The organism is Roseburia sp. AM59-24XD (genome assembly GCF_003478445.1).
Lineage (GTDB): Bacteria > Bacillota > Clostridia > Lachnospirales > Lachnospiraceae > Jutongia.
On the sequence record NZ_QUET01000060.1, the window covers coordinates 1 to 4,608 of the forward strand.

Here is a 4,608-nt window from a genome sequence, read left to right on the forward strand (position 1 = left end):
TTTTGAACGCAAAATTATGCAGCATTTTCAAAATTTAGTATACAATAACAAATATGGCAAACATTTCCTGTGTGCTTTTTCATTTTGAAACAAGGTTCACGGATTCAGGTTTTTATCTTTTCGATTTCTCCTTCAATATTCTATATTGATACTCTGGTATTTTCTTGATACCACCATTTAAGATCTTATTTCCCAAATAACGGAAACTACCATCTTTATTAAATTTTACAGTTAGCTCATGAGTAATGACCGCCTCATTACATAACACCATTTCGCAAACCGCATCCACGGTAAGAGTAACTGTTCCATTGGAATTATGTTTAATCTTTGTTACTTCCGGGATAGAAGTTCCAAAAAAATTAGGAGCATAATTAAAACATCCCAATCGCATCCAATCATATGTCTTTTTCTTTTCATTATAACTTGCATACTTTTCAATATCTTCTCTGGAAACAGGTAAATATTCCATGATCAATTGCTCAAATTGATCTTTGGGTATTCCACTTGGATATTTTTTTCCATTAAATTTCTTTTTATATTTCATAGCATATAAATATTCATATAAACCATTATAATCTATCTTTTGCATATGTTCTTGATCCCAATTAGAACATAAAATATTATTGCCCTGATACGCTAAACCACGAACGCATTTTCTTGATAATTTCCGCTTATTATCACTCATTGGCTTAATCCTGATCAGACAGCTTCCATCTACCATTTCCGTCACTTCAGGATATTCCGGCACACACAATTCATAGCAAAACCATCCTTTTCTCGAATATCTCCATTTCTTTATCCTTGTGTAGGAAACAAATGTAATAATTGGCTTACCATTATCATCCCACGATGCATTTGAAGCCAATAGAAACATATCCTTTCCGTCATAAATAAATTTTTCTCTTCCAATGCTGCCCTCGGAATGAACTTCATAAATAACACCCGACCCTTTCTGTTTCTTCTGTGCTTTTGCAAGAAATGAAGAAAATCTTTTATAATTCTCCATATTAGAATAATCTTCAGAAACTGTAACAGAATAACCCTGTTGTTTTATCTTTTTAATCATTTTACATATCGATTTGTTATCTAAAACAACATTTAACGAATCTCCTTTATCCGCATTTCTATATATATGTTCAAGTCCCGACATTATCTGCATAGAATCTCTTGTAGCCTCTTCATTCTCTTGAGCGGATACCGGCAAGTCATATCCTTTTTCCAGATCTTCTTCCGATATAACATCTTCTTTTGTATTATTATTTGGGACACTTTTTAGCTTTTTCTCATGCTGACTTGATGTCTTTTTCACATCATTTGTCTTTTGACTGCACGAACAGCAAAAAACACAAAGAGTCATTACAAAAAGGATTAAATATAAAAATTTTCTCATAATTCTGCACACTCCTTCCTGTTTTCAATTTTTACCAAACCATTTATCCAAAACAGCCTTATCTTTTTTTACCACATAACCACTTCCTCCTATTCCCTTTACATCTTCAACCATACTGACAATAAGAATAGGTTTTTTGTTTTTCTTATCTGGTGTCATAACAGCAAACCACCCTAATTCAGTTCCTGTCGTATCACTCTGCGACTCTTTAATTTCAGCAGTTCCTGTTTTCCCTGCTAAAATCATATCTTTACGATGTATGGCATATCCCGTCCCGTGTGAATCATTTACTACACTTTTTATACCCTCTAACACTTCTTGGGATACGGATTTGGAAAAGGCTTCTGAAATCCACTGCTCTGCTTTGGCATTTTCTTTATACAATAAATACGGTTTCAACACATTTCCGTCATTGCAAAAACTTGTGTAAATACAAGCCAAATGAAGTGGATTGACAAGTACCTGTCCCTGACCATATCCCGTATCCGCTAACCCTACCTCACTTTGAATATGCTTATTATTGGAGAACTTTGACTCCGCCATCATTATTTCAAATGGAATAGATGAATGAAACCCCAACATAGATAATGACCTCTCCATCTCTTCTGTTCCGATTTTAAGTGCTGCTTTGGCAAAATATATGTTATCTGAATATATCAATGCATTTTTCAGTATAACGGGGCTATATGTATGAAGTGTCGTAACATGATATGTCCCCCATGTTTTATCTTTTTGCCAGCTATGTCCTTCATTTCCAAAATTATCTGTTCCGGTAAATGCTTCAGACTGTAAACCAATCGCCGCAATAACAGGCTTGAATGTGGATCCCGGACACCATACTTGTCTAAAACGGTTATACAATGGTTGTTTCTTATCTTTATTTAATCTATCCCATTGCTTTTTACTCATTCCCATTATAAATGCATTCGTATCATAGGAAGGTGTACTAACCATTGCCAGCACTTCCCCAGTAAATGGATTCATGGCAATGGAACAACTTTTGTCACTTTTAAAATTTTTATATAATTGCGCCTGTAAATCCGCATCTATCGTTAATTTAATGTCTTTTCCATCTTTCACTATTTTATATGCCAGCTGCTCTTTCTCTTTTCCTTCTGAATCAGCAATATATATTTTGCATCCATTTTCCCCCTTCAATTCCTTTTCATATACCCCCTCTAACCCCGTTTTTCCAATGACACTGGCATTTGTATATCCTTCTCCTGCATGCTTTTCTAAATCTTCTGCAGTTACATTTTGTACATACCCCACTAAATGTGCAGCCTCATCCTTTAATGGGTATTCTCTGACTTCTACATCCGAAATCATTACACCAGATATTTTTAATAATTTTTCCTGTCGTTTTTGTTCCTCAACAATTGTTTCATCCGGATCCAGTGCGAGTAAATCAAGTTCTTTTACTTTTGCAATTTTTTTAATCGGGACAAATGAATCTTCTTTTACCCATTTTGCCGTTAATTCCTTTTCTATATCTTCTGGTTTTATTCCCAACAATTTCGCAATTCTGACAATGGATTTTTTCCTATTTTCTAACTTTCCAGGTATAATTCCAACAGATGAAGCAACACCCTTTCCCGCAAGCATTCTTCCATTCCTATCCAGAATTTGACCTCTCTGCGCCTGTATTACGGACACACGCACTTTGTCATCCTCTGTAAGCCCTGGATAGATTACTGAATTACTCCATACCATTTTGTACTGATCATCTTGTTCTAAAAAAGCAACTTCGTTTTTAAAATCCACTTTTCCGGCTACTGTGTCAAAAGCTGTATTATATTTAACTGTTAAACTTTCTTCTTCATAATCTATTATTTTTATATTGATGTTTTTTGCTTCAATCCCCTCATAAATAGCAGAATTGCGCTTCACAAAGTCCTCTTTTTCAATGGTTTCTTTACTCTCATTTGTTATCATTTCATACATTTCGCTATAGTTTTTCTGACAAATGCAATTCATATATGACTTCAAAACCTGTTCAGGACTTTTGACAACCTCTTTCTTAGTTATCCCTTTTATAGTAAACAGGACTACACCAGCTATAAATATTATACTTAGCACCAAAAAGCCAACACGGATCATTCTTCTTTTTCTATTATGTCTATATTTCATAATTACTCATTTTCCTTTCATTTTTCTTTTATCCAATCTATGCAACCTAACACCTTTTTTCCTGTATGACCGGATTAACTTTTGATCTACAGGAATAATACACATACGAACACTTTCGCCGTATGCGAAATAAGGATAAATTCCTACTCCATCTCTATAATACAAATCGCTTGGTAGATTATAGCTATGAAATCCTTTTTCTGTCTGAAATATATGATCATATGCCTTTTTATTTAATTTTTTATACAAACTTGTTATCTTATTCTTCTCCATATTCGGAAAAAGCATTTTCAAACAATAAAAGCATAATTTCTCATATTTCTTATACATTTTTTCTGTATAACATTTTCAAACAATAAAAGCATAATTTCTCATATTTCTTATACATTTTTTCTGTATAACTATGATCATCAAAATTAACAGTAATAGCTTCTATGTTTTTTGTATGTTTATAGTGTACACAGCAACAGTGGGTAGTGTCAGTATTTTCTTATTTTCCGTATATTCATAACACATATCTCCTTTCAGCCTTCCAAAATCTTGTTTATATGAATACCATGTTACAAGCGACTGAATATATTTCTTTCCATAATCTTGGTAATAGCAATAGTTGTAAGCATCTATAAAATCTTTAATCTCTATTGCAAAGTACAATTTCTCATTTTTCCTGGCAACACTATTATTCCAATCAATATAACTCTGCTCACAAGGTAAAGCCGTGCTTTCTGATGTTTTAGTATCCTTTCGTTTATCTTGAATCACTTTTTCGTTTTTGCAGGCAGTCAAAACAAATATACATATCGTCATATATAAAGCCCATTGTGCTATATGTTTATTCTGAAACATCTTTTACTCCCTTCTTATAATTCTTACATTTGTAAGAATTAAGATTAAAAAATATATGTTTTTTTGTTTTTATATTACACCTGTAATATTTGCATGTCAAGATAAAAAATCTATGCTGGCTAAACACATTCATTATAATGGCTCAGTTGTCAAGACAAAAATTTGATATTTTTATAATGAACTGATATGTTGACGGTTGCATGGGAGAATACAATGCAGTATTTCCCAGAATTTTATATTAT

At 32.9% G+C, this 4,608-nt stretch carries 4 protein-coding genes; all 4 read right to left on the minus strand.

Annotated features, from left to right (window positions below):
- Nucleotides 1-112 precede the first annotated feature (112 nt).
- On the minus strand, nt 113-1,390 hold the full coding sequence (locus DXA20_RS15790) for a DUF6070 family protein (protein ID WP_118562079.1): 1,278 nt from the start codon (nt 1,388-1,390) through the stop codon (nt 113-115).
- Nucleotides 1,391-1,414: 24 nt separating this feature from the next.
- Nucleotides 1,415-3,520: a penicillin-binding transpeptidase domain-containing protein gene (locus tag DXA20_RS15795; protein ID WP_118508024.1), complete on the minus strand. Its 2,106-nt coding sequence runs from the start codon at nt 3,518-3,520 to the stop codon at nt 1,415-1,417.
- A 6-nt stretch (nt 3,521-3,526) separates the two neighbouring features.
- Nucleotides 3,527-3,793: a hypothetical protein gene (locus tag DXA20_RS15800; protein ID WP_147403772.1), complete on the minus strand. Its 267-nt coding sequence runs from the start codon at nt 3,791-3,793 to the stop codon at nt 3,527-3,529.
- Between the two features lie 159 nt (nt 3,794-3,952).
- Nucleotides 3,953-4,366, minus strand: coding sequence for a hypothetical protein (locus tag DXA20_RS15805; RefSeq protein ID WP_118562083.1), 414 nt, complete (start codon nt 4,364-4,366; stop codon nt 3,953-3,955).
- Between the last annotated feature and the right edge of the window lie 242 nt (nt 4,367-4,608).